At 62.8% G+C, this 22,636-nt stretch carries 24 protein-coding genes; 8 read left to right on the top strand and 16 right to left on the bottom strand.

Features of this window, described 5'->3' with window-relative positions; all coding sequences use genetic code 11:
• The first annotated feature begins 9 nt into the window (after nt 1-9).
• Nucleotides 10-504: an Lrp/AsnC family transcriptional regulator gene (locus NLX68_RS13920; protein ID WP_010224632.1), complete on the top strand. Its 495-nt coding sequence runs from the start codon at nt 10-12 to the stop codon at nt 502-504.
• Between the two features lie 9 nt (nt 505-513).
• Here the strand turns inward: NLX68_RS13920 and NLX68_RS13925 are convergent, their stop codons facing one another.
• The 9 genes from NLX68_RS13925 to NLX68_RS13965 all read right to left on the bottom strand — a co-directional run bounded on the left by NLX68_RS13925 (nt 514) and on the right by NLX68_RS13965 (nt 6,989).
• Nucleotides 514-1,566, bottom strand: coding sequence for an AI-2E family transporter (locus NLX68_RS13925; RefSeq protein ID WP_010224634.1), 1,053 nt, complete (start codon nt 1,564-1,566; stop codon nt 514-516).
• A 12-nt stretch (nt 1,567-1,578) separates the two neighbouring features.
• Nucleotides 1,579-2,376 carry a DUF4892 domain-containing protein gene (locus NLX68_RS13930; protein WP_026001403.1) on the bottom strand — a complete coding sequence of 266 codons (798 nt, stop codon included), beginning with the start codon at nt 2,374-2,376 and terminating at the stop codon, nt 1,579-1,581.
• A gap of 115 nt (nt 2,377-2,491) precedes the next feature.
• Nucleotides 2,492-3,346 carry an alpha/beta hydrolase gene (locus NLX68_RS13935; RefSeq protein ID WP_010224638.1) on the bottom strand — a complete coding sequence of 285 codons (855 nt, stop codon included), beginning with the start codon at nt 3,344-3,346 and terminating at the stop codon, nt 2,492-2,494.
• Nucleotides 3,343-4,137, bottom strand: coding sequence for an alpha/beta fold hydrolase (locus NLX68_RS13940; protein WP_254284475.1), 795 nt, complete (start codon nt 4,135-4,137; stop codon nt 3,343-3,345). The genes NLX68_RS13935 and NLX68_RS13940 overlap by 4 nt, the downstream gene beginning before the upstream one ends.
• 92 nt (nt 4,138-4,229) lie before the next feature.
• Entirely contained in the window at nt 4,230-4,577 is a 348-nt protein-coding gene (locus NLX68_RS13945; protein WP_254284476.1) for a hypothetical protein, read from the bottom strand.
• Nucleotides 4,578-4,668: 91 nt separating this feature from the next.
• Complete coding sequence (locus NLX68_RS13950) at nt 4,669-5,112, bottom strand: hotdog fold thioesterase (RefSeq protein ID WP_254284477.1); 444 nt, start codon at nt 5,110-5,112, stop codon at nt 4,669-4,671.
• Nucleotides 5,113-5,150: 38 nt separating this feature from the next.
• The gene (gene sixA, locus NLX68_RS13955; RefSeq protein ID WP_254284478.1) at nt 5,151-5,606 is read right to left on the bottom strand and encodes a phosphohistidine phosphatase SixA; all 456 of its coding nucleotides are present in this window, start codon (nt 5,604-5,606) and stop codon (nt 5,151-5,153) included.
• Nucleotides 5,603-5,950: a DUF4389 domain-containing protein gene (locus tag NLX68_RS13960; protein WP_010224647.1), complete on the bottom strand. Its 348-nt coding sequence runs from the start codon at nt 5,948-5,950 to the stop codon at nt 5,603-5,605. The genes sixA and NLX68_RS13960 overlap by 4 nt, the downstream gene beginning before the upstream one ends.
• Before the next feature lie 13 nt (nt 5,951-5,963).
• Nucleotides 5,964-6,989 carry an NAD(P)H-dependent glycerol-3-phosphate dehydrogenase gene (locus NLX68_RS13965; RefSeq protein ID WP_010224649.1) on the bottom strand — a complete coding sequence of 342 codons (1,026 nt, stop codon included), beginning with the start codon at nt 6,987-6,989 and terminating at the stop codon, nt 5,964-5,966.
• Between the two features lie 237 nt (nt 6,990-7,226).
• On the opposite strand from NLX68_RS13965, the gene NLX68_RS13970 reads away from it, so the two are divergent.
• From NLX68_RS13970 to fabB, 5 genes are all read left to right on the top strand, one after another.
• The gene (locus tag NLX68_RS13970) at nt 7,227-9,272 is read left to right on the top strand and encodes a TonB-dependent siderophore receptor (RefSeq protein WP_254284479.1); all 2,046 of its coding nucleotides are present in this window, start codon (nt 7,227-7,229) and stop codon (nt 9,270-9,272) included.
• On the top strand, nt 9,272-10,165 hold the full coding sequence (locus NLX68_RS13975; protein ID WP_254284480.1) for an ABC transporter substrate-binding protein: 894 nt from the start codon (nt 9,272-9,274) through the stop codon (nt 10,163-10,165). The genes NLX68_RS13970 and NLX68_RS13975 overlap by 1 nt, the downstream gene beginning before the upstream one ends.
• Complete coding sequence (locus NLX68_RS13980; RefSeq protein WP_254284481.1) at nt 10,162-12,090, top strand: response regulator; 1,929 nt, start codon at nt 10,162-10,164, stop codon at nt 12,088-12,090. The genes NLX68_RS13975 and NLX68_RS13980 overlap by 4 nt, the downstream gene beginning before the upstream one ends.
• Nucleotides 12,091-12,295: 205 nt before the next feature.
• A complete protein-coding gene (gene fabA, locus NLX68_RS13985) occupies nt 12,296-12,811 on the top strand; it encodes a 3-hydroxyacyl-[acyl-carrier-protein] dehydratase FabA (protein WP_010224657.1) in 516 nt (171 codons plus the stop codon).
• Between the two features lie 11 nt (nt 12,812-12,822).
• Entirely contained in the window at nt 12,823-14,043 is a 1,221-nt protein-coding gene (gene fabB / locus NLX68_RS13990) for a beta-ketoacyl-ACP synthase I (RefSeq protein WP_010224658.1), read from the top strand.
• Between the two features lie 122 nt (nt 14,044-14,165).
• Here the strand turns inward: fabB and NLX68_RS13995 are convergent, their stop codons facing one another.
• Entirely contained in the window at nt 14,166-15,791 is a 1,626-nt protein-coding gene (locus NLX68_RS13995) for a methyl-accepting chemotaxis protein (RefSeq protein ID WP_254284482.1), read from the bottom strand.
• Between the two features lie 139 nt (nt 15,792-15,930).
• Nucleotides 15,931-16,395, bottom strand: a complete 465-nt coding sequence (locus tag NLX68_RS14000) for a DUF3859 domain-containing protein (RefSeq protein ID WP_254284483.1) — start codon at nt 16,393-16,395, stop codon at nt 15,931-15,933.
• Between the two features lie 168 nt (nt 16,396-16,563).
• On the opposite strand from NLX68_RS14000, the gene NLX68_RS14005 reads away from it, so the two are divergent.
• Nucleotides 16,564-17,424: a pirin family protein gene (locus NLX68_RS14005; protein ID WP_254284484.1), complete on the top strand. Its 861-nt coding sequence runs from the start codon at nt 16,564-16,566 to the stop codon at nt 17,422-17,424.
• Nucleotides 17,425-17,548: 124 nt separating this feature from the next.
• Here the strand turns inward: NLX68_RS14005 and NLX68_RS14010 are convergent, their stop codons facing one another.
• The 4 genes from NLX68_RS14010 to NLX68_RS14025 all read right to left on the bottom strand — a co-directional run bounded on the left by NLX68_RS14010 (nt 17,549) and on the right by NLX68_RS14025 (nt 21,264).
• Nucleotides 17,549-18,274 carry a dienelactone hydrolase family protein gene (locus NLX68_RS14010; protein WP_010224662.1) on the bottom strand — a complete coding sequence of 242 codons (726 nt, stop codon included), beginning with the start codon at nt 18,272-18,274 and terminating at the stop codon, nt 17,549-17,551.
• A gap of 56 nt (nt 18,275-18,330) precedes the next feature.
• On the bottom strand, nt 18,331-20,235 hold the full coding sequence (gene htpG, locus NLX68_RS14015) for a molecular chaperone HtpG (protein WP_010224663.1): 1,905 nt from the start codon (nt 20,233-20,235) through the stop codon (nt 18,331-18,333).
• A gap of 94 nt (nt 20,236-20,329) precedes the next feature.
• Nucleotides 20,330-20,791 (bottom strand): PaaI family thioesterase, encoded by a 462-nt coding sequence (locus tag NLX68_RS14020; protein ID WP_010224664.1) that lies wholly within the window; start codon nt 20,789-20,791, stop codon nt 20,330-20,332.
• A complete protein-coding gene (locus NLX68_RS14025; protein WP_254284485.1) occupies nt 20,788-21,264 on the bottom strand; it encodes a PaaI family thioesterase in 477 nt (158 codons plus the stop codon). Before NLX68_RS14025 ends, NLX68_RS14020 begins: the two co-directional genes overlap by 4 nt.
• Before the next feature lie 153 nt (nt 21,265-21,417).
• Between NLX68_RS14025 and NLX68_RS14030 the strand changes: the two genes are divergently transcribed.
• A complete protein-coding gene (locus NLX68_RS14030) occupies nt 21,418-21,684 on the top strand; it encodes a hypothetical protein (RefSeq protein ID WP_254284486.1) in 267 nt (88 codons plus the stop codon).
• Between the two features lie 87 nt (nt 21,685-21,771).
• On the opposite strand, the gene NLX68_RS14035 is transcribed toward NLX68_RS14030, so the two are convergent.
• Nucleotides 21,772-22,512, bottom strand: coding sequence for a DUF599 domain-containing protein (locus NLX68_RS14035; RefSeq protein ID WP_254284487.1), 741 nt, complete (start codon nt 22,510-22,512; stop codon nt 21,772-21,774).
• Between the last annotated feature and the right edge of the window lie 124 nt (nt 22,513-22,636).

Consider the following 22,636-nt stretch of genomic DNA (forward strand, 5'->3'; position numbering starts at 1 on the left):
CGAACCTGCATGGATACCAAGGTCAACAGCCCACAGACCACGCCGCCCCTGGACCGGATCGACGAAGCGATCATCGATGTGTTGCGCCATAACGGGCGCATCACCTATGAAAAGCTCTCATCGCTGGTGCACCTCACCCCACGCCCGTGCCTGGAACGGGTGCGCAAGCTGGAACGGCGCGGGGTGATTCGCGGCTATGGCGCAATCATCGATGTGCAGATGGTCTCGCCGGGGTTGTCGCTGCTGGTGCTGGTGGCCCTCTCCAACCAGAGCGGGCGCGCCGCGCAAAAGGCTTTTGAGGCCTGCGTGCGCGCCTGCCCGCAGGTGTTCGACTGCCAGCTGATCAGTGGCCACTTCGACTACAGCCTGCGCATGCGCTGCCGTGACATGGAGCACTACCGGGTGCTGACCGAGACCTGGATGAACAACGACGAGTTGCACATCGACAAGCTGGTCGCCCACCCGGAGCTGGCGGTGGTGAAGAACACCGCCCCGCAGCTCTAAACCCGCCAATCAGGTACGCGGCGGCGCCACCGGCCCGCTGCGCGACCAATCCAGCAACAGGCTGTAGGCCACCGCCAGCAAGGTCGGGCCGATGAACAGGCCGATAAAGCCGAAGGCCAGCAGGCCGCCAAACACCCCGAGCAGGACGATCACCAGCGGCAGGTTGCCGCCACGGCTGATCAGGTAGGGTTTGAGCACGTTGTCGACGCCGCTGATGATGAAGGTCCCCCAGAGGCCGAGGAACACCGCCATGCCGTACTCACCCTGCCAGGCCAGCCAGGCGGTGGCCGGTACCCAGGCCAGCGGTGGGCCCATGGGGATCAGGCTGAGCATGAAGGTGACGATTGCCAGCACCAGTGCCCCCGGTACCCCGGCAATCAAGAAGCCGATCAGCGCCAGCACGGCCTGCGCCGCTGCCGTACCGATCACACCGTTGACGACCCGTTGCACTGTGCCGGCGACCAGGTCCAGGTAATACTCGCCACGCTCGCCGATCAGCCGGTCCAGCAGGCGCAGGACAAACGCCGCCAGCCGTGGCCCGTCCCGGTAGAAGAAGAACACGAAGACCAGGCTCAAGGTCAGCTCGAGAATACCGCTGCCGATCTGCGCGCTGCGCGCCAGCAGCCAGTTGCCGACCTGGCCAAGGTACGGCTTGATCGCCGTCAGTAACGCCGCGCCCTGCTGGTCGATGGTGTCCCACATGCCGACCAGACGCCCGCCCACGAACGGCACGCTACCCAGCCAAACGGGCGCATCGGGCAGGCCGTCGACCTGCACGTCGCGTACGAAGGCGGTGGCATCACGAATGTGATCGGCCAGGTTGAAGCCCAGCCACACCAGCGGCAACGCCACCAGCAGGATCCACAAACTGGTCAGCAAGCCTGCCGCCAGGGTTTCGCGGCCGCCGAGCAGGCGGGTCAACAGGCGCATCAGCGGCCAGCTGGCATAGGCCAGGATGGCGCCCCAGAGCAGCGCTGAGATAAACGGTGCCATCACCCACAGGCCGGCGCCAAGCAGCGCCAGCAGGATGATTTGCACCAACAGGCGGTCATTATTGGGCATCATGCTTCTCGATCAACGAATCAGTTCGACGTGGAATCCATCAGTCTCGGCCTGACCCACTTCCAGCCGCGCCGGACGTACCCCGGCCTTGACCAGTTGCTCGCGCCAGGCTTCGGCCTTGGCCCCGCTCAGGCTCACGCGCAAGGTGGTGCTGTTGTTCAGGCTGCGCCCGAGCAGGTTGATCCAGGCTTCTGGTGGCTCGCCATCAAGGTCAGGGTAGTCGAGCTTGCCGGTGTCGAGCAGTTCGCGCATCAAGGTTGCCGGCGTTGGCAGCAGCTCGCCCAGAGGCGCGTCGGCGACGAATTCCTCGACGTGCAGGTAGGCGCGCTTGTTACCGCGGGTGATGCTGTACAGGGCGACCAGGGTGTTGTTCTGCTCGGCGGAGCGGCGCAGCAGAATGAACGCCTGTTGCTCGTCGGCGCCCGACAGTAGGCGGTTCTTGAACACCTCGTTGGCCCACAGGCTGTTTTCGCCGCAATCGCGGGCCTGACACCAGAACAACGGGTAGCCACCGTCCTTTTGCAAGGCTTCCCGGGCGGCGGTGAAGGCTTCATTGGCGCTGCGCTCGCGCGGCAGCTCATAGGTGGTCGAGCTGACCTGGCCGCGGCTTTCGATCTTGCCTTCGACCCGCAACTGGTTGCTGATCTTGCGCAGGCCGCCCAGCGGGTAGACCCGTTCCTGTACCAGCGCCGGGCGCTGATCGACCACCTTGGCGTCCAGCGGTACCGGCAAGCTGTCGGCCAGCAACGGCGCGCTGGCAAGAACGCCGAGCCCGGCCATCGCGGCCTGGATAAAAAGTATGAGCCTCATAGGCTCGCCACCGAGCGCGGGGCGTCAAGGTGGTCAACGGATGTGGCGGTGTCTTGCTCGTTCATGGTTGTCTCCCTGTTCAACCCGCCAAGCCTCGACAGTTGCCCGCCACAAGTCAAGAAATGCCAAAGAAGCGATTGAAACAGTCTGCAACAAGGGTTGCGCCGGTCTCGTCATTCAGGTGCAGGTGATGGCCGCCCGGCAGTTGTTCTCGCTCAAAGGGTAGCTGCTCAAGCAACTCGCCGTGGCGCGCGAGCATACCGTCCGCGGCCACCACCAGTTTCGCCGGGCAGGCGATGCGCTGCACGAAGCTCATCGCCTGGGCTTCGTTGAGCCGGGTCGGTGACGGCAGGGTCAGACGGCTGTCGCTGCGCCAGCTGAAGCCACCGGGTACCGGCATCAGCCCACGCTGGGCAAGCAGTTCGGCGGCTTCGCGGCTGACCGCCACCAGGCCTTTCATGCGCGCCTCGATGGCCTGGTCGAGGGTCGGGTGCACCGCCTTGCGCTTGCTGTCCAGGCGCAGTTGCGCCTGCAGGGCCATGCCCATGCGCTCGGCGGCATCCTGCGGGCCGCTGCTGGGCGGGATCACCCCGTCGATCAGGGCCAGACGGGTGACCCGCTCGGGCAGCGCGCCGGCCAGCACGACCGAGATGATCGCCCCCAGCGAGTGTCCGAGCAGGGCAAAACGTTCCCACCCCATCTGCTCGGCGACCCGCAGCACATCATGGGCGTAGTCGGCCAGGGCATAGCCGGCGCCGGCCGGGCGATGCTCGGAATGGCCGTGGCCAGCCAGGTCCAGGGCCAGAATGCGCAAGCCCTTGAGCCGCGGCGCCAGGCGGGCAAAGCTGTTGGCGTTGTCCAGCCAGCCGTGCAAGGCAATCACCGGCAGGCCATCGACCGGGCCGAACAGGTGTGCGGCCAGTTCGATATGGCCGAGGTTCAGGCGCACTTCTTCCATTTCGGTGGTCATGCCGACGTATCCTGCCAGCGGTCGAACAAGCCCTTGATCAGGCTCGCGGTGTCGGTTGGGTGCTCCAGCGGAAACATATGCCCGCCGGGCAGGCTGTGGTACTCCCCCCGGGGCATGCCCCGTACAGCCAGGGCATGATGACGCTTGACCACCCGGCTGTGGCTGCCACGGACCATGGCCAGGGGCAGTTCAAGCTGTTTGGCCGGGCTCGGGCTGGTGTGCGGCAGGCTGCGGTAGATGCTGATCTCGGTGGCCGGATCAAAGCGCAGGCGCAAACCGTCTCCGCCCGGCTGCAGGCCATGCTCCAGGTAGGCGTCGAGGCACTCGGGGTCGAAATGCCGGAACAGCGTCTTGCCGGCGAAATAGGCCCGGGCGCTGTCACGGTCGGCAAACGCTTCGCGGCGCCCCAAGGTACGCCCGGCCGGGGTAATGCGATCGATAAAGCCCATGCGCTTGGCCGCCTGGATCAGCCACTGATCGACCCGGGTCAACACCGGCGAGTCGAGCATCACCACGCCGCGATAGTACTGCGGGCAGCGCATGGCGGCATGCAGGTGCAACACGCCGCCCAGGGAATGGCCGACGCCCCAGACCGGCCCCGGCTGTTGCTCCAGGTGATGGATCAGCTCGTCGACCAGGCTCTGCCAGTTGTCATTGACCGGAAAGCGCGGATCGTGGGCGTGTTGAGCCAGGTGGGCCACCTGATAGTCCGGCGCCAATGCAGCAAAGAGCTTGCCGTAGGTGGCCGAGGGAAAGCCATTGGCATGGGCGAAGAAGATCTGCTGCGACATGGCCGCCAATCCAGAGGGAAGTGATGGCTCATTGTCGGCAACCGCACCCGCTGCGGCAATGTCCGGAAAAGCCATCGGCGACGGCAATCAGGTCAATACTCGCCGAAACTGGCCATCGAGCGGCGCAGGCAAGCCTGCATATAAGCCACCTGCTGCTCCAGCGCTTCACGGGCGCGACGTCTGTCTTCGACATTGAGTTCGAGTCGGCGCAGGGCCAGGCAACTGGTCTGCAACAGGTGCGACATGCGGATACTGGCCTGGCGTAGCTGCTCCAACTCGTACTGGCCTTCGAACTTGCGCAACAGGTAGTCGAGCTTGGCATCGGCGCTGTCTTGCAACATGCGGTACTCGGCAAAATCCAGTGCCTGATGCCTTTGTACCTTGTCGAGCGTGGGCTGCACGTCGGCCGAGTACACCAGATCCAGATGTCTACTGCTCATAGTCGAATTCCCTGGGACACCCTGCCCCGCAACTTCAACGCACGCTAACAAGCTGCACGGGACACGACAACTGGTAAAAATGCCAGGTCGATCAGCGGCTGGGGACGTCCTGGCCGAGAGGAATCACGGCCATGGTCAAGCGTGAAATGCAACTGGCCTTGCCCTCGTCGCTGCTCAGGCGAATATCCCAGACGTGGGTACTGCGGCCGATATGTACCGGTTTGGCCGTCGCCGTTACCCGCCCGCCACGGATCCCGCGCAGGTGGTTGGCGTTGATTTCCAGGCCCACGCAGTAGAATTTCTGCGGGTCGATGCACAGGCAACTGGCCATCGAACCGACCGTTTCGGCCAGCACCACCGAAGCGCCGCCGTGCAGCAGGCCGAACGGCTGGTGGGTACGGTGATCGACGACGATGCTGGCGCTCAGCGAGTCTTCGCTGAATGATTCAAAACGGATGTCCAGCACTTCGCCAATGGTGTTCTTCTGCAAGGCGTTGAGTTGTTCGATGTCAGGCTGGGTATGCCACAGGCTCATGGGCGCAATTCCTTGTTGTGCTTGTTATTGAGGGTGACTCACGGGTGCTTGAGACTCTTGAGGGTCATCAGCCCGGCCAGCGGCCAGTCGCCTTCAAGCTGTGCCAGGCTGGCGGTACTCATGGGCGCCGGGCTACGGTAATGGCCGTGCTCCAGCAGCCCCACGAGCGTGCCCACCAGCGGCTGGTGACTGACCAGCAACACCTCCTCCACGCCCAGCTTGTCCAGCTCGGCGATGACCGCTTGCGGGTCGCTGTCCGGCGTCAGCCAAGGCACGGTCTGCACCGGCTTGGCAAAACCGAGGGCCTCGTGGACCAGCGCGGCCGTCTGTTGGGCGCGCACGTAGGGGCTGGCGAGGATCACCTGCGGCGGCTGGCCAAGCAGCACCGCCGCGCTGCGCAGCACCTGCTCGCGGCCATGGGCGGTGAGCCGACGCTCGGCGTCGGTGTGGGCCCGTGGCTCGGCTTCGCCGTGACGCAAGACCCAGAGTTTCACAGCTTTGGCTCTTCGTCACGCACCGGATGCGGCGCAGGCGGTACGCTGTGCGCGGCTTCGCCTTCCGGCGCGCGCGGGGTTGGCCAATCGGCGAATGGCCAGGGTTTCTGGTCGCTGTGGAAGCTGCCGAAGCGGCCGATCTGGGCCAGGAACTGGCTGAGGCTGTCACCGAAATTCATCAGGCTGGCGCTCGGAGCGCCGTAGATCAGCCGATAGATCAGTTGCACCAGCACCAGGCCGCCGAGCAGCAGTTCGGCCAGCTGCCAGACCACCAGGAACACCAGCATCCACAACACGCGCAAGATGATCGATTCGCGCTGGGTCTGGTTGGAAGATTCGTTCATGTCCTGCTCCTGCTTAGTTGAAACCGCTGGTGGAGATAAAGTCGACATCGGTTTTCGGCTCGCCGCGCATCAGCAGCTCGATCACCTGGGTCAGGGTCCGGCCTTCGAACAGGATCGCATGCAACCCGGCCACCAGGGGCATGTAGACCTGCACTTGCTGGGCTTTGACCTTGAGCACCTTGAGCGTGTTCACCCCTTCGGCGACTTCGCCCAGGCGGCTGACCGCCTCATCCAGGCTCAGGCCCTGGCCCAGGGCGTAGCCAACTTGATAGTTACGGCTCTTGGGCGAGGAGCAGGTGACGATCAGGTCGCCGACGCCGGCCAGGCCCAGAAAGGTCATCGGGTTGGCCCCTTGGCTGACGGCAAAGCGGGTCATCTCGGCCAGGGCGCGGGTGATCAGCATGCTCTTGGTGTTTTCGCCCATGCCCAAGGCCACGGCCATGCCGGCGATGATCGCGTAGACGTTCTTCAGCGCCCCGCCCAGTTCGACCCCAAAGCGGTCGCCGCTGGCGTAAACGCGAAAGGTGCGCCCGTGCAACACGGCCTGAACGCGCTGGCACAGCGCTTCGTCCTCACTGGCAACCACGGTGGCGGTCAAGGCGTGCTCAGCCACTTCGCGGGCCAGGTTCGGCCCCGACAGCACGCCGATGCGCGCTTGAGGCGCGATTTCTTCGAGGATCTGGCTCATCAGCTTGAAGCTCTGCGCCTCGATGCCCTTGGTCAGGCTGACCAGCATCTTGCCGCCCAACAGCTGGGCATGGGGCGCCAGCACGCTGCGCAGGGCACTGGAAGGCAAGGCCACGAAGATCAGCTCGCAGGCCTCGAGGGTCGCCAGCAGATCGTTGACCGGCTCAACCCCGGCATGCAGCTTGATGCCTTTGAGGTAGCGCGGGTTCTCGCGGTTGCTGCGCATGGCCTCGGCCTGCTCGGGATCGCGCATCCATTGCCGCACCCGAACGCCGTTTTCCGCCAGTAGATTCGCCACGGCGGTGCCGAAACTCCCGCCTCCCAGAACTGCAACAGGCTGCTGTTCAGTCATATCCAATCCGTTAAAACCAATTAAAGTGGCGACTTGCGCATTATACGGAGCGCCAGTGCCAGAGCCAGTGGCAGATGACCGAATCGGCCTTGGCATCGCCTTGAGCACGACTGGAAAATACCCGTCACTCGGTTAACATGCCCGACTTGAACCCGCTACCAAGGCCGCACTGTGTCTTTTGGCCCGACCTCCACACGCCCTTTATTGCTGCTGACAGCCCTGCTCAGCGGCCCCAGCATGGCTGACGACCTGTTCGTCGACAGCCAGGCCCTGCCACAGGTGCTCACCGCCACCCGCCTCAAGCAATCGCCAGCGGCAGTGCCGGGCAGCATGACCGTGCTCGACAGCGAGCTGATTCGCGCCAGCGGCGCCCGCGACATTCCCGAACTGCTGCGCCTGGTGCCAGGCATGATGATCGGCTATGGCGCCGGCAACCAGCCGACGGTCAACTACCACGGCAGCAACGTCAACGATGCCCGGCGCATGCAGGTACTGATCGACGGCCGCTCGGTGTACCGCGCAGGCCTGGCCACCGTGGACTGGAGCGACATTCCGCTGGCGATGGAAGACATCGAGCGCATCGAGGTGTTTCGTGGCCCCAACACCGTCAGCTATGGCGCCAATGCGCTGATGGCGGTGGTCAACATCCTTACCCGCAACCCGGCCGACAGCCATGGCACGCGCCTGAAAGTCACCCGCGGCCAGCGCGGCATCAATGACTGGTACGCAAGCCAGGGCCTGGGTTGGGACGGTGGCGACCTGCGCCTGTCGCTCTCGGGGATGCAAGACGATGGCTTCGACGAAAACCGCTGGGGCCAGGACTACCGCGACAGCCGCCGCCTCAACCGTCTGGGTTTGAGTGCCAGCCACAGCCTGGCCAGCAACCAGAGCCTGGACTGGCAATTCTCGGCCAAGGAAGGCAGCGATCAACGGCCCTATACCTATAAGCCGGTGTTTCCCTATGTCACGGCCGCAGGCAACAACGCCGACCTCAACGCCAAGGACTACGCCGGCTCGCTGCGCTGGAACATCGACTTCAACCCCGACCACAGCCTCTATGTGCAGGGCTCGGCCCAGCACTGGGAGCGTGAACAAGTGTGGCGTGCCTGTGACGCGGCGCTGTCCTTCAGCCCGCAACTGACCCAGCTCTGGCGCCTGAACCCGAACTACGCCGAGCAGGTGGCACGCAACATCACCTCACCACTGCCTGCAGGCAGCGCCGAGGAGCGTGCTCTGGCCGAACAGGTGCAGCAGCAGTGGCGCAATGGCGGCGCGCAACAAGTATGCGGCGATATCGACCAGAGCACCCGCGAGACCCGCTATGACCTGGAGGTACAGGACACCCTGAGCCTGTCCGACAGCCTGCGCCTGGTCAGCGGGGCCAACTACCGGTACGACCGCGCCGACTCGCAGACTTACTTCAATGGCAGCCTGGATGACAGCACCTGGCGCCTGTTCGGCCACCTGGAATGGCGCGCCGACGAGCATTGGATCCTCCAGGGCGGGGCGATGTACGAAGATACCCGCCTGTCCGGCAGCTCGCTGACCCCGCGGATGGCGCTCAACTACCTGATCACCCCGCGCCACGGCCTGCGTGCGGTGTACTCCGAAGCCGTGCGCTCGCCGGACATGTTCGAGAACAACGTCAACTGGAGTTATCGGGTCAACAACCTGGCACCCGGCGCCTTCGGCCAGCGCAACGCCGAGTACTTCGTCAAGACCCGCGGCCCCGGCGACCTTGAACAGGAGCGCATGCGCTCGCGGGAACTGGGCTATAACGGATACTTCGCCGATGCCGACCTGAGCCTCGACCTCAAGCTGTTCTACGATGAAATCACCGGCATGATCAGCGAGCCGCTGCGCAACAACCAGTACATTGCCAGCAACAGCAACAGGGCCCGCTTCAGTGGCAGCGAAGCGCAACTGGACTGGCGCCTGAGCCAGGCCGACCGTGTGCGCCTGACCTACGCCTACGTCGACGCCTGGGCCAGCAACCCGGCCGATCGCCGCCTGAGTGCGCGCAACAGCGGCTCGGCCGGCTGGCTGCGTGACTGGGGCATGGGTTGGTCCAGTGCTCTTTTCTACTACGGCGATGACGCCCTCAACCAGTACCGCTTCGAACGGGTTGATCTGCGCGTTGCCAAGCGCCTGCGCTGGGAGCGCACCAGCCTGGAGCTGGCGGGCATGCTCCAGCAGCGCCTGGACGACGAGCCGACGACCATCTACGACAACCGTTATGACAGCCGCCAGGTGCTGTCTTTCAGTGCGCAGTTGGAGTTCTGATGCGTTGCCTGCGGCGCTGGCTGCTGCTGATCTGCCTGTGGCCCCTGAGTGCCCTGTCCGCCAGTGAAATCCTGCTCAGCGGTAGCCAGGACAGCCCCGGCGTGCGCAGCTTCGTCGAGGCGTTACGCGAACGCCGCCCGGCTGACCAGGTGCACTTCGTGCCAGTGGCCGAGCTGCCACGCCCCAGCCAGATCAAAGCCGCCACCCGCTTGATCCTGCTTGATGGCGCCAGCCTCGAATGGCGCCTGAGCGAAACCGCCGGGCCTGCGGCGCTGGCCTTGCGCGTGAGCCGGGTGCAGGCCCAGCAACGCCTGGGCAGCCTGCGCCCGGCGTACCTGAGCCTGCTGTGGAGCGACCCACCCCCGGCCCGCCAGCTGCGCCTGACCCGCTACCTGTTGCCACAGGCCAAACGGGTGGGCGTGCTCTATACCGAACATAGCCAGTTTCTCCTCGACGAGCTGCGCAAGGCGGCGCGCCCGTTGGGCCTGGAAATCATCGCCGAAGCCTGGCCCGACCTGCGCGACAGCCGGCCATTGCAAACCCTGCTGCAAAACAGCGATGTACTGCTGGGCATCGATGACCCGCAGTTGTACAACTCAAAGTCGGCGAAGAACGTGCTGCTCAGCAGTTATGGTCGACAGATGGCGTTGATCGGGCCGAATGCCGGGTTCGTCAAGGCCGGTGCCCTGGCCAGCACCCTGAGTGACCAGGACGACTGGCTGGCGGTGCTCGATCGGCTGCTCGAGCAGCCACCCAACCGCTGGCCGCGAACGCTCTACCCTGATCATTTCAGCGTCCTGGGCAACCAGCAGGTGGCCCGCGCCCTGGGCATCGAAGCGATTGACCCGGCCGCCGCCGCCCTGGCCGTGGCCGAAGGAGAAAGCACACCATGAGCCGGCGCCTGAGCTGGGATATTCACACCCGCACGCAGATCATCAGCCTCGGCCCAGCCCTGTTGCTGACCCTGCTGCTGATCAGCTTCTTTACCTTCGTGCGCATCCAGGACCTGCGCCAGGAGCTCAACCACACCGGCCAACTGATCGCCAACCAACTGGCCCCGGCCTCCGAATACGGGGTGATCGCCGGCAACAACGAAGTGCTCGAGAGCCTGATGCGCGCTACCTTGAGCATCCCCCACGTGCGCTTTCTCGAGGTGCAGGACAGCAGCAATCATATCCTCGTCTATGTCGAGCAGCCGGATGAGAGCAGCAACCGTGCGCAGCAGGTGGAAGTGTTCCAAGCACCGATCCGCCTGCAGCAAATTCGCCTGGACAACGACTTTCTGCACAGTAACGCGCCGACCAAGAACATCGGCGATGACTACCTCGGAAGGGTAATCGTCGGCATGTCGGACGACGCCTTCAGCGAGCGGCAACAGGAGATCGTGGTCAAGGCCGGGATCCTCGCCCTGTTCGCCCTGCTGTTCACCTTCATACTTGCCCGGCGCCTGGCCCTGAGCCTGGCCAAGCCGATCAGCGATATGGGCCATGCGGTCAAGGCCATCCAGCAAGGCGATTTCAATGCGCCGTTGCCGGTGGTCGATGACAGCGAACTGGGGCACCTGGCCCGGCACATCAACAACCTTGCCAGTGCGCTGGGCAAGGCCAGCCATGAACAGCAGCAAGCCATGTCGCAACTGATCCAGGCCCGCGAGGAAGCCGAACAGGCAAACAAGGCCAAATCTGACTTCCTGGCGATGATGAGCCACGAGCTGCGTACGCCGATGAACGGCGTCATGGGCATGCTGCAACTTCTGGAAACAACCTCGCTCAACGAAGAGCAGGCCGAATACACCGCCGTGGCCAGCGAATCCACCGGGCACCTGCTCAAGGTCATCAACGACATTCTTGATTTCTCGCGCATCGAACGTACCGCCCTGGAGCTGGAACACATCGACTTCAACCTCGGCGAGCTGATCGGCAGCAGCGTCCAGTCGTTCCAGCACCTGGCCCAGCAGCGCGAGCTGGACCTGCAGTTGCACCTGCCGCCGGGCATGGAGCAACTGCAGGTAGTCGGCGACCCGACCCGCATTCGCCAAGTGCTGCTCAACCTGATCGGCAATGCACTGAAATTCACCGAACACGGCAGTGTGCACATCGAACCACGCTGGCAGGTGCTCGACCGCCAGCTGATCTGGTTCACCTGTGCGGTACGCGACACCGGTATCGGCATCGACAACACGCGCCTGGAAATGATGTTCGTGGCATTCCAGCAGGCCGACAGTTCGATTTCCCGCCGCTATGGCGGCACCGGCCTGGGCCTGTCGATCGCCCGCACCCTGACCGAACGGATGGGCGGTACCCTGCGCGGCGAAAGCCGTGAAGGCCTGGGTTCGACCTTTACCCTGGAAATGCCCCTGGCCTTGTCCACCGCGCAAACGCCGCGCCTGCCCGGTGGCCTGACCCGTGTCGAAGACAATGGCCAGGGCCGGCGTATCTTGCTGGTCGAAGACAACCCGGTGAACCAGACGGTGATCGAAGCCATGCTGCGCAGCCTGGGCTTTGAAGTGTGCGTCGCCGTCGACGGCGCCCAGGCCGTAGCCCAGGCCGGGCGCCAGCGCTTTGCCGCGGCACTGATGGACTGCCGCCTGCCGATCATCGATGGCTACGAAGCCACCCGGCGCATTCGCCAGCTGCCGCAGGCCGCCGCCATGCCGATTATCGCCCTGACCGCCAACGCCTTACAGGGTGACCGCGAGCGTTGCCTGAACGCGGGCATGAACGACTATCTGGCCAAGCCGTTCAAACGCACTGATCTACAGCAAATTCTGCAACGCTGGCTGCCCGGTCAGACAGCTGTGACTGGCGATAAATGCTAAATTGCGGCAGTCTTAGAGACTGGACAAGCGCCGCGAAGGGCTTGAAAATAAAATTTCAGTGCACAAGTGTACTTCTTTGCCCCGTGCGCTGTGACTTTCACTACAACGCAATAGTCTATGTGTAGGCTGCCGGCTCAAACGTACATGTTTTGGGACGGCCGGGAAGATTTGCCCCCTGCCGCACGGGGACTATTGAGGAGCTCGCATGACCAAACAAAACGCCTTTACTCGGGAAGACCTGCTGCGCTGCAGTCGCGGTGAGCTGTTCGGCCCAGGTAACGCGCAACTGCCCGCCCCGAACATGCTGATGGTGGATCGCATCACCCATATCAGTGCCGAGGGTGGCAAGTACGGCAAAGGTGAATTGGTCGCCGAGCTGGATATCACCCCGGACCTGTGGTTCTTCGCCTGCCACTTCGAAGGTGATCCGGTGATGCCAGGCTGCCTGGGCCTGGACGCCATGTGGCAACTGGTCGGCTTCTTCCTCGGCTGGCAAGGCCTGCCGGGCCGTGGTCGCGCCCTGGGTTCGGGCGAAGTGAAATTCTTCGGCCAGGTCCTGCCGACCGCCCAGAAAGTCACCTACAACATTCATATCAAGCGCGTCCTCAAAGGCAAGCTGAACATGGCCATCGCCGATGGTTCGGTCAGCGTCGACGGTCGCGAGATCTACACCGCCGACGGCCTCCGGGTCGGCGTATTCACCTCCACTGACAACTTCTAAGGGTTATCCGCATGCGCCGCGTCGTTATCACTGGTCTGGGCATTGTTTCGTGCCTGGGCAATGACAAAGAGACCGTCTCCGCCAACCTGCGTGCAAGCCGCCCTGGCATCCGATTCAACCCGGAATATGCCGAAATGGGTCTGCGTAGCCAGGTTTCCGGCTCCATCGACCTCAACCTCGAAGAACTGATCGACCGTAAAGTCTTCCGTTTCGTCGGTCACGCCGCCGCCTACGCCTACCTGGCGATGGCCGACGCGATCAAGGACTCGGGCCTGACCGAAGAGCAGGTCTCCAACCCGCGTACTGGCCTGATCGCAGGCTCAGGCGGCGCGTCGACCCTGAACCAGATGGAAGCGCTGGACATCCTGCGTGAAAAAGGCGTCAAGCGCGTTGGCCCGTACCGCGTCACCCGGACCATGAGCAGCACCGTCTCGGCGTGCCTGGCCACCCCGTTCAAGATCAAGGGCCTGAACTACTCCATCGCTTCCGCCTGCGCCACCAGTGCTCACTGCATCGGTACCGCCATGGAACAGATCCAGATGGGCAAGCAGGACATCGTCTTCGCCGGTGGCGGTGAAGAAGAGCACTGGAGCCAGTCGTTCCTGTTCGACGCCATGGGCGCACTGTCCAGCAAGCGCAACGACACCCCGGAAAAAGCCTCCCGTGCCTACGACGCTGACCGTGATGGCTTCGTCATCGCTGGCGGTGGCGGTATGGTCGTGGTTGAAGAGCTGGAACACGCCCTGGCCCGTGGCGCCAAGATCTACGCCGAAATCGTCGGCTACGGCGCCACTTCCGACGGCTACGACATGGTCGCTCCAAGTGGCGAAGGCGCCATCCGCTGCATGCAGATGGCCATGTCCACTGTCGACACCCCGATCGACTACCTGAACACCCACGGCACCTCGACGCCGGTCGGCGACGTTGCCGAGATCAAGGGCGTTCGCGAAGTATTCGGCGACAAGGCTCCAGCCATCAGCTCGACCAAGAGCCTGTCCGGTCACTCCCTGGGCGCTGCCGGCGTTCACGAAGCGATCTACTGCATGCTGATGATGGAGGGCAACTTCATTGCCGGCTCCGCCAACATCGACGAAGTAGACCCGGAAGTAGCCGACATGCCGATCCTGACCAAGACTCAGGAAAATGCCAAGATCGATACCGTGATGAGCAACAGCTTCGGTTTCGGCGGCACCAACGCCACCCTGGTGCTCAAGCGCTGGGCAGGCAAGTAAGGGCTAGCCCCCTTATGCTCGAACGCCCCGACTCGTCGGGGCGTTTTTGTTTGTGCCATCGCGGGTCCTGTTCCGACCTTGTGGGAGCGGCGGTGCGACGACTCGACTTGACCCGCGATGCTTTACACCGAAAACCGCCCCACCAACCCATTGAGTTCGATCGCCAACTGCGACAATGCCTGGCTCGCCGCGTTGGTCTGATTGGCCCCCGCCGAGGTCTGCATGGCCAAGTCGCGAATATTGGTCAGGTTGCGGTCCACCTCCCGGGCCACCTGTGCCTGCTGCTCCGAGGCACTGGCAATCACCAGGTTGCGCTCATTGATCAGGCTGATGGCTGCGGCTATCTCCTCCAGCGCCGCACCGGCAGCATGAGCGCCCTCCAGGGTACCGCGCGCCCGCTCGTTGGTCTGCTGCATACCCTCGACGGCGCGATGGGTGCCTTGCTGGATACCATCGATCATTTGCTCGATTTCACGGGTGGATTGCTGGGTGCGATGGGCCAGTGCCCGTACTTCGTCAGCCACCACAGCAAAACCACGCCCGGCATCACCGGCCCGTGCGGCTTCGATCGCAGCATTGAGGGCCAGCAGGTTGGTCTGCTCGGCAATCGCGCCGATTACATCCAGCACCTTGGTGATGCCATTAACCTGCTGCGCCAGTTGCCCGACCTCTTCGGCGTTGGCGGTAACACCCGCCGCCAGGCCCTCAATCGACGTCACGGTCAGGCGCACCTGCTCGCGTCCTTGACGGGCAATGCGGTCCGACTCGCGCGAAGCTTCGGAAGTGGCCACGGCATTGCTCGCCACCTCCTCCACCGCGGTGGTCATCTGGTTGACCGCGGTCGCCGCCTGCTCGATTTCCTGGCTTTGCTGCATCAGCCCGCGGGTGGCATCTTCAGTCACCGCGCTGAGCTCCTCGGAGGCTGAGGCCAACTGGCTGGAGGAGTCGGAGATGCGCCCGATGGTATCGCGCAGGCTTTGCTGCATCTGCTTCAAGGCCGCAAGCAAGCGTGCCGGCTCATCCTTGCCCTGCACCGAAATCTGTGGGGTAAGGTCGCCGGTGGCCACCACTTCGGCAACCTTCAGTGATTGCGCCAACGGCCGGACGATACTGCGGGTCAGGGTCAGGGCCAACACCACGGTGAGCACCACGGCGGCAATCAGCCAGCCAATCACCCAGATCCGCGCCTCCTTGTAGACAACTTCGGCAAGGTCGGTCGCGGTATTGGCATGCTGGTTATTGAGCGCGATCAGCTCGTTGAGGCTGGCCGTCAACTGGTCGGCCAGCTGATTCATCTCGCCGTTGACCATGGCCACCGCCTCTTCGAGCCGGTGCTCGGCAGACAGCTCCACCACCTGCGCCTGCAGCTTGAGGTAGCGCTGCTCCAGACTCAGGTAGCGGTCGAACAGGACCTGCTCTTCGGGCAGCACGATCAGCGCCTGGTACTTCTGCTGGGCCTTGCCCAGGCCTGCCTTGATCTCTTCGATGCGCGACTTGTTCTGCGCCAGCGCCGCCTCATCGCGATTGACCAGCAGGCGCAGGGTCAAGGCGCGGATGCGCAGCATGTCCTGGGTCATCTGGCCGACCGAAATGACGCTGGGCAACCAGTTGCTGTCGACCTGCTCGGACTGCTGGCGCATGCTGGTCATCTGCATCAGGGCAAACGCACCCAAGGCAAACACCAGCGCCGCCACCAAGCCAAAGCCCAGGCCGGCCCTGGGCGCGATATTCATGCTTCTCAAGCTCATCTTCTGGCTCCCTCCAAAAGCGCTGCACAACCGTGCAGCTGTCCTTGCTTCTAGACGGTATCGGCCTGGCGAAAATTTGCGTAAGACGAAAACGTGATATCAAAAGGCCTTATGATCGCGACGCCTCGGTGGCCCTGACTCAACGCACCGTAAAGCGCTGCTCGGTGAGCAACCGGTCACCCTGGAAGACCATGAAATGCCACTGCCCCGGCACCATTTCGTGGTTTTCGGTGAACTCATAGGCCATCACATCCTGGGTAGCGCCCGGCACCAGCTTCTGCACTACTTCGAACTTGTCGTGGCGCTTGCCATCCGGGGTGCGCACACCCGGGGTGAGGTACAGCAGGGTCAGCGGCGTGTCTTCGGCGACCTTGCCCTCCAGCCGATAGCGCATGCCGAACTTGCTGCCCAGGCGCGCCGGGATCTCATCGGTCTGTTCAATCGTCTGGTTACTCTGGGTCAGCACCCGCTCGCCCGGCTGGAAGTTCTGGTGGCGGGTTTCAAACAGACCGTACTCGACCGGCCCTTCGAGACGAACCTCGGCGCTGGCCAGACCACTGACCAGCAACAGCCCGCACAGGGCGCTGAAACGACGTGGGAACATAGTGAACTCCATCAGGTTGATGGCGGCAGGCTATGACGCAGGCATGACAGGCTGATGACAGCGCTGTTATTTGCCCGCCACAGCCCCGGGTACAGCGCGGGCATGCGCTCGATCTGGGCCACGGCAGGTTATGCTAGAAAAACCTCCCCCCTTGGTCTGGAGTACACCGTGAGCCTTCCCCTGGTCATCCGCCCTCGCGCCGAATCGGTCGAAGGCCAACCTATCCTGCGCCCCCTGCCTTCGGCCCAATGCCGCAGCGTTGGGCCATTCGTGTTCTTCGACCATATGCTGGAGACCGACTACCCGGCCGGCCGTGGCATGAACATCCGCCAGCACCCGCATATCGGCCTGTCGACCCTCACCTACCTGTTCGAGGGCGAGATCCAGCACAAGGACAGCCTGGGCTCGGATCAACGGGTCAAGGCTGGCGAGGTCAGCTGGATGACCGCCGGCAGCGCCATTGCCCATATCGAGCGCACGCCTGCCGATCTGCTGCCCGGCACATCGCGCCTGCACGGCTTGCAGGTGTGGCTGGCCTCGCCCAAGGCGCACGAGCAAGGCCCGGGGCTCTACAGCCATCACCCGGCGGCGAGCTTGCCGGTCAGTGACAACCTCGGGGTCAGCATTCGCATGATTGCCGGCAGCGGCTTCTGCCTGCAATCGCCAGTGCCGGTGCTGTCACCGACCCTGTATGCGCTGGTGCAGATGCAGGCGGCCACCACCCTGGCGGTGCCCACCGAACATGCCGAGCGCGCGCTGTATGTACTGGATGGCGAAGTCAGCCTCAACGACGAGGCGGTCGAACCGTGCAGCCTGGTGATCTTGCCGCCCGGTGAGGAGATGAGCCTGTATGCCGATAGCGAGAGCCAGTTGGTGCTGTTCGGTGGCGCGCCATTGGACGGGCCACGGCGGATGAACTGGAACTTCGTTGCCAGTGACCCGGCATTGATCGAACAGGCGCGGGCACGCTGGGCGGCCGGAGACTGGCCGACGGTGCCGGGGGAAAGTGAACGGATCGAGTTGCCTTGAGATTGATCGCGACCGCTGCGCGGTCGATCACCGGCAATGCCGGCTCCCACAGAGTGGATGCATGCAGGTCCAGTGTGGGAGCCAGGCTTGCTGGCGATGGGCTGCACAGCAGCCCCGCCCCCACTCAGCGCTGGAACACTTCATCGAGCAAATTGAACATCGCCCGGAATGCGCGCTTGGACGTGCGTGCGTCGTACTTCATCTTGCCGGGGATATTCGCTGCGGTATCGGTGAACGAGTGCACCGCGCCGCCATAGCTGATCAGTTGCCAGTCGACCTTGGCCGCGTCCATCTCGGCTTCGAAAGCCGGTAGCTGCTCCTTGGGCACGAACGGGTCGGCGGCGCCATGCAACACCAGCATCGAAGCCTTGACCCTGCCCTCCACGGCTGGCAGCGGCGTATCCAGGGTGCCATGGAACGACACAGCGGCCAGCAGGCGGGCATCCTCGCGGGCCAGCTCCAGGGCGCAGCAGCCGCCGAAGCAGAAGCCGAAGGTGGCCAGCTTGCCAGGCTCCAATACCGCCCTCGATTGACCCAGCAGCTGGTCCAGCGCCGCCTTCAAGCGCTTGCGCAGCTCGACGCGGTCATTCTTCAGCGGCGTCATCGCCGCACCGGCTTCATCCATGTCCGACGGACGCAGGGTCTGGCCGTAGATGTCGGCCAGCAACACCACATAACCCTGGGCGGCAACCTCGCGGGCGATACGTTCGGCGCCCTCGCCCACCCCCATCCAGTTTGGCGCCATCAAAAGTCCAGGCTGCTCACGGGCGCCCTGGGTATAGAACAAACGGCTCTCATAGGCTTTGCCGGCAACATGATAGACCAGCGATTCGACGGTAACCTTGCTCATGCACTCCTCCTTGCACCATGAAAAAAGCCCGCCGAAGCGGGCTTTCCTGCAACTACTTAAGCCGACAATTCGACCAGTAGCTTGTTCAGGCGACGAACGTACGCCGCCGGGTCCTTGAGGCTATCGCCCGCCGCCAGCGCGGCCTGATCGAAGAGGATGTGCGAGAAGTCGGCGAAACGGTCTTCGCTTTGCTCGTTGTCCAGTTTCTCGATCAGCGGGTGGCCAGGGTTGAATTCGAAGATCGGCTTGGAGTCCGGCACCTTCTGCCCGCTGGCCTCGAGGATCTGACGCATCTGCAGCCCCAGGTCCTGCTCACCGATCGCCAGGATCGCCGGCGAATCGGTCAGGCGGTGCGACACGCGCACTTCGCTGACGCTTTCGCCCAGGGCAACCTTGAGACGCTCGACCAGGCCTTCTTTCTCCTTGGCGACTTCTTCCTGGGCCTTCTTGTCCTCTTCGGAGTCCAGCTTGCCCAGGTCCAGGTCACCACGGGCGACGTCGACGAAGCTCTTGCCGTCGAATTCGCTCAGGTAGCTCATCAGCCACTCATCGATGCGGTCGGTCAGCAGCAGCACTTCGATGCCTTTCTTGCGGAAGACCTCCAGGTGCGGGCTGTTCTTGACCTGCGCGTAGGACTCGCCGGTGAGGAAGTAGATCTTGTCCTGACCTTCCTTGGCACGGGCCAGGTAGTCGGCCAGGGCAACGCTCTGCTCGCCGCTTTCATCAAAGGTGGAGGCGAAACGCAGCAGGCCGGCGATCTTCTCTTTGTTGGCGAAGTCTTCAGCCGGGCCTTCTTTCATCACCTGGCCAAAGTTCTTCCAGAAGCCCTTGTACTGCTCAGGCTCGTTCTTGGCCAGCTTCTCGAGCATGTCCAGCACGCGCTTGGTCAGGGCCGATTTCATCGAGTCGATGATCGGGTCTTTCTGCAGGATTTCGCGCGAAACGTTCAGCGACAGGTCGTTGGAGTCGACCACGCCCTTGATGAAACGCAGGTACAGCGGCAGGAAGGATTCGGCCTGGTCCATGATGAACACACGCTGTACGTACAGCTTCAGGCCACGTGGCGCTTCACGCTGGTACAGATCGAACGGGGCGCGGGCCGGTACGTAGAGCAGCGAGTTGTACTCAAGCTTGCCTTCGACCTTGTTGTGGCTCCAGGCCAGCGGGTTCTCGAAGTCGTGACCGATGTGCTTGTAGAACTCCTGGTATTCCTCGTCCTTGATCTCGGTACGCGGACGGGTCCACAGGGCGCTGGCGCGGTTGACGGTTTCCCATTCTTCGGCCGGCTTTTCTTCGCCTTCGGCGGCTTCGACCTGTTTTGGCAGCTCGATCGGCAAGGCGATGTGATCGGAGTATTTCTTGACGATGTTGCGCAGGCGCCAGCCGTCGGCGAACTCTTCTTCACCCTTTTTCAGGTGCAGGACGATGCGGGTGCCGCGCTCGGCCTTGTCGACCGTGGCGACTTCGAACTCGCCTTCGCCCTTGGACGACCAGTGCACGCCCTCGGCGGCTGGCAGGCCGGCGCGGCGGCTGAACACGTCGACCTTGTCGGCAACGATAAAGGCCGAGTAGAAGCCCACGCCGAACTGACCGATCAGGTGCGAGTCCTTCTTCTGGTCGCCGGTGAGGTTTTTCATGAAGTCGGCAGTGCCGGACTTGGCGATGGTGCCCAGGTGCGCGATCACCTCTTCGCGGCTCATGCCGATGCCGTTGTCTTCGAGGGTGACAGTGTTGGTGTTCTTGTCGAAGCTCAGGCGGATTTTCAGCTCGGCGCCGCCTTCGAGCAGCTCTGGCTTGGCCAGGGCTTCGAAGCGCAGTTTATCGACGGCGTCGGAGGCGTTGGAAATCAGTTCGCGAACAAAGATTTCCTTGTTCGAATACAGGGAATGGATCATGAGGTGCAGCAGCTGCTTCACCTCGGTCTGGAAGCCCAGGGTTTCTTTTTGAGTTTCCACACTCATGGTCTTCAACACTCCGATCTGATGACAGTTGTCGCTGGGCAGGCCGACGGCCTGCTTTCACGGCGGGATGCACAACAGATGGGGGTGGCTCGGGCTATTTCAAGGGCGAGGTCATTTCTTCGATCTTGAAATGCGCCCGCGCCGTGGCAATCGGTTCGTCCGGGTCGCCTTGCCAGGCGGTGATCGCGACGTTGGTCACCCGCCGGCCCTGGCGCCACAACTGACACTGGGCGTAAGTGTCACGGTAATGGCCGGCGCGCAGGTAATCGATGGAAAAGTCGATGATTTTCGGGATCGCCGCACTTTCACTGAAAATCAGCAGGTACAGCGCCGCCGACAGTTCCATGAAGCCGGCGATTACCCCGCCGTGAATCGCTGGCAGCAACGGATTGCCGATATTGTCCTGGCTGGCGGGCAGGCAGAACAGCAGGTCGTCGCCCTGGCGGCTGCACTGAATACCAATCAATCCGGCATAAGGAATCAGCCGCAGCAAGGGTTCATAGTTGCCTTCGGCATGCGCCTGGCGCAGTTGCTGGTGCACTTCTGGCGGGATCATTGGCCGCTCCCCTTGAGCGTGTTGGCGAAATTGAGACCGCCCTTGATGCCCTTGCCCAGGCGCATGAAGGTGCCGACCACCTGGGCGATCGGTTGCTCGGGATCGTCCTGGTAGGCCACCCCGCGGGTGAAGATCACATCCCGCGAGACGCGGTAGCAATAGGCGTGGCCGAAGATATCCTTGCCGGCCTCGGCCGGGTGCATGTAGTCGATACGCAGGTCTAGCGTCGGGCATACCTCGAACTCAGGCAACACGCAGAGGGTGGCCATGCCGCAGGTGGTGTCCATCAGGGTGGTGACCGCACCGCCGTGCACGGCCCCGGTTTGCGGGTTGCCAACGATCTGTGTGGAATACGGCAGTACCAGGGTCATGCCTTGCGCGTCCGCGTGATGCACCCGCATCTGTAATACCTGACAATGACGCAGTGCCGAGAGAAAGCGTTGGGCCATGGCCTGCAAAGAAGTGTCGATCATTTCAAAAAACTCTCAGGCCGTTGAGGCCATGCACAGAGAAAGGGAAATGTCCATATAGATCCATTTGTTATATATCTGTATGGTGCGCGGAACTTCTACCGGTTACTTGAGCTCGAAGGAACAAGTAACTTATTCCACAAGGAGAAACACCCCATGCGTAAACCTTTTGCTTTTGCCGTTATGCTCGCCGCTGCTCTGGGTCTGGCCGCTTGCGATAAAGCCAGCGAAAATAAAGCCCAAGATGCTCAGCAACATTCCGAGAACGCCCAGGAAAAGATGGGTGAAGCTCAGGATAAAGTGAACGAGGCAGCGAAAGAAACCGTCGAAGCCGCCAAAGATCAGGCCGAAGCGCAACAGAAAGCCGCTGAAGAAGCTGCTGCTCCTGCTGCCCCGGCTGCTCCTGCTGAGCCTGCCAAGTAAGCAAGCCCGCTGGAATAAAAAAAACCCGACGCTGTCGGGTTTTTTTATACGCTAGGAAAACAGATTAAACGATTCAGTTATCGCCCTTCAGGCGAGGTTGTCATTAACGGGTTCCGGCGCCGGTGCATCGGTCGGGGTATAGACCATCACATCGAGCACATCGGAATGGAACTCGCGACGATAAAGCACCAACACCACCCCGGTACTCATCAGCATGAACAACCAGGGGCTGATAAACCAGCAGAGCATGGCCATCCCGAAGTAATAAGAACGCAAGCCGAAGTTGAACTGGTTGGCCGCCAGCGAAATAACCCTGGCCGCTCTAAGGGCAAATGCCTTGCGCTCCAGTTCACTGACATGGCGCTCACCAATCATCGGCGCCGACCCCACCAGCACCGCTGCAAAGTTGTATTGGCGCATGCACCAGCTAAAGGTGAAGAAGGCATACACAAAGACCATCGCCAGGCACAGCAACTTGATTTCCGACATACCCTGGGAGGCCTGCTGGACCAGCGGCAAATCCGCCAGTAACGATACCGCGCGGTCCGAAGCCCCGAGCACGGTGAGAATACCGGCCAGAATAATCAGGGTGCTGGAGGCGAAGAACGACGCATTGCGCTCCAGATTGCCGATCACGCTGGCATCGGCGATGCGGTTGTCACGCAACAACATACGCCGCATCCAGTCTTCGCGGTAAAGGTGCAGTACGCTGGCCAGGCAGGCGGTATCACGGCCCTTCCAGGTCGCGTAGCGGGTATAACCGCCCCAGCAGACGACAAACCAGCAGGCGGCCAGCAGGTGGATCAGATTGCTTTGAATGAAGCTCATGCAAGGTCCTGATTGAAGTTTCGAGCACAATAAAGCCCGTTGACCGGCTTTCGACGCTTTACCGCAGAAAAAGACACGTCTTGCCCGCAGAAACGAAAAAGCCCCGCGTCCTTTCGGACACGGG

Source organism: Pseudomonas sp. SBB6 (genome assembly GCF_024213215.1).
Classification (GTDB): domain Bacteria; phylum Pseudomonadota; class Gammaproteobacteria; order Pseudomonadales; family Pseudomonadaceae; genus Aquipseudomonas; species Aquipseudomonas donghuensis.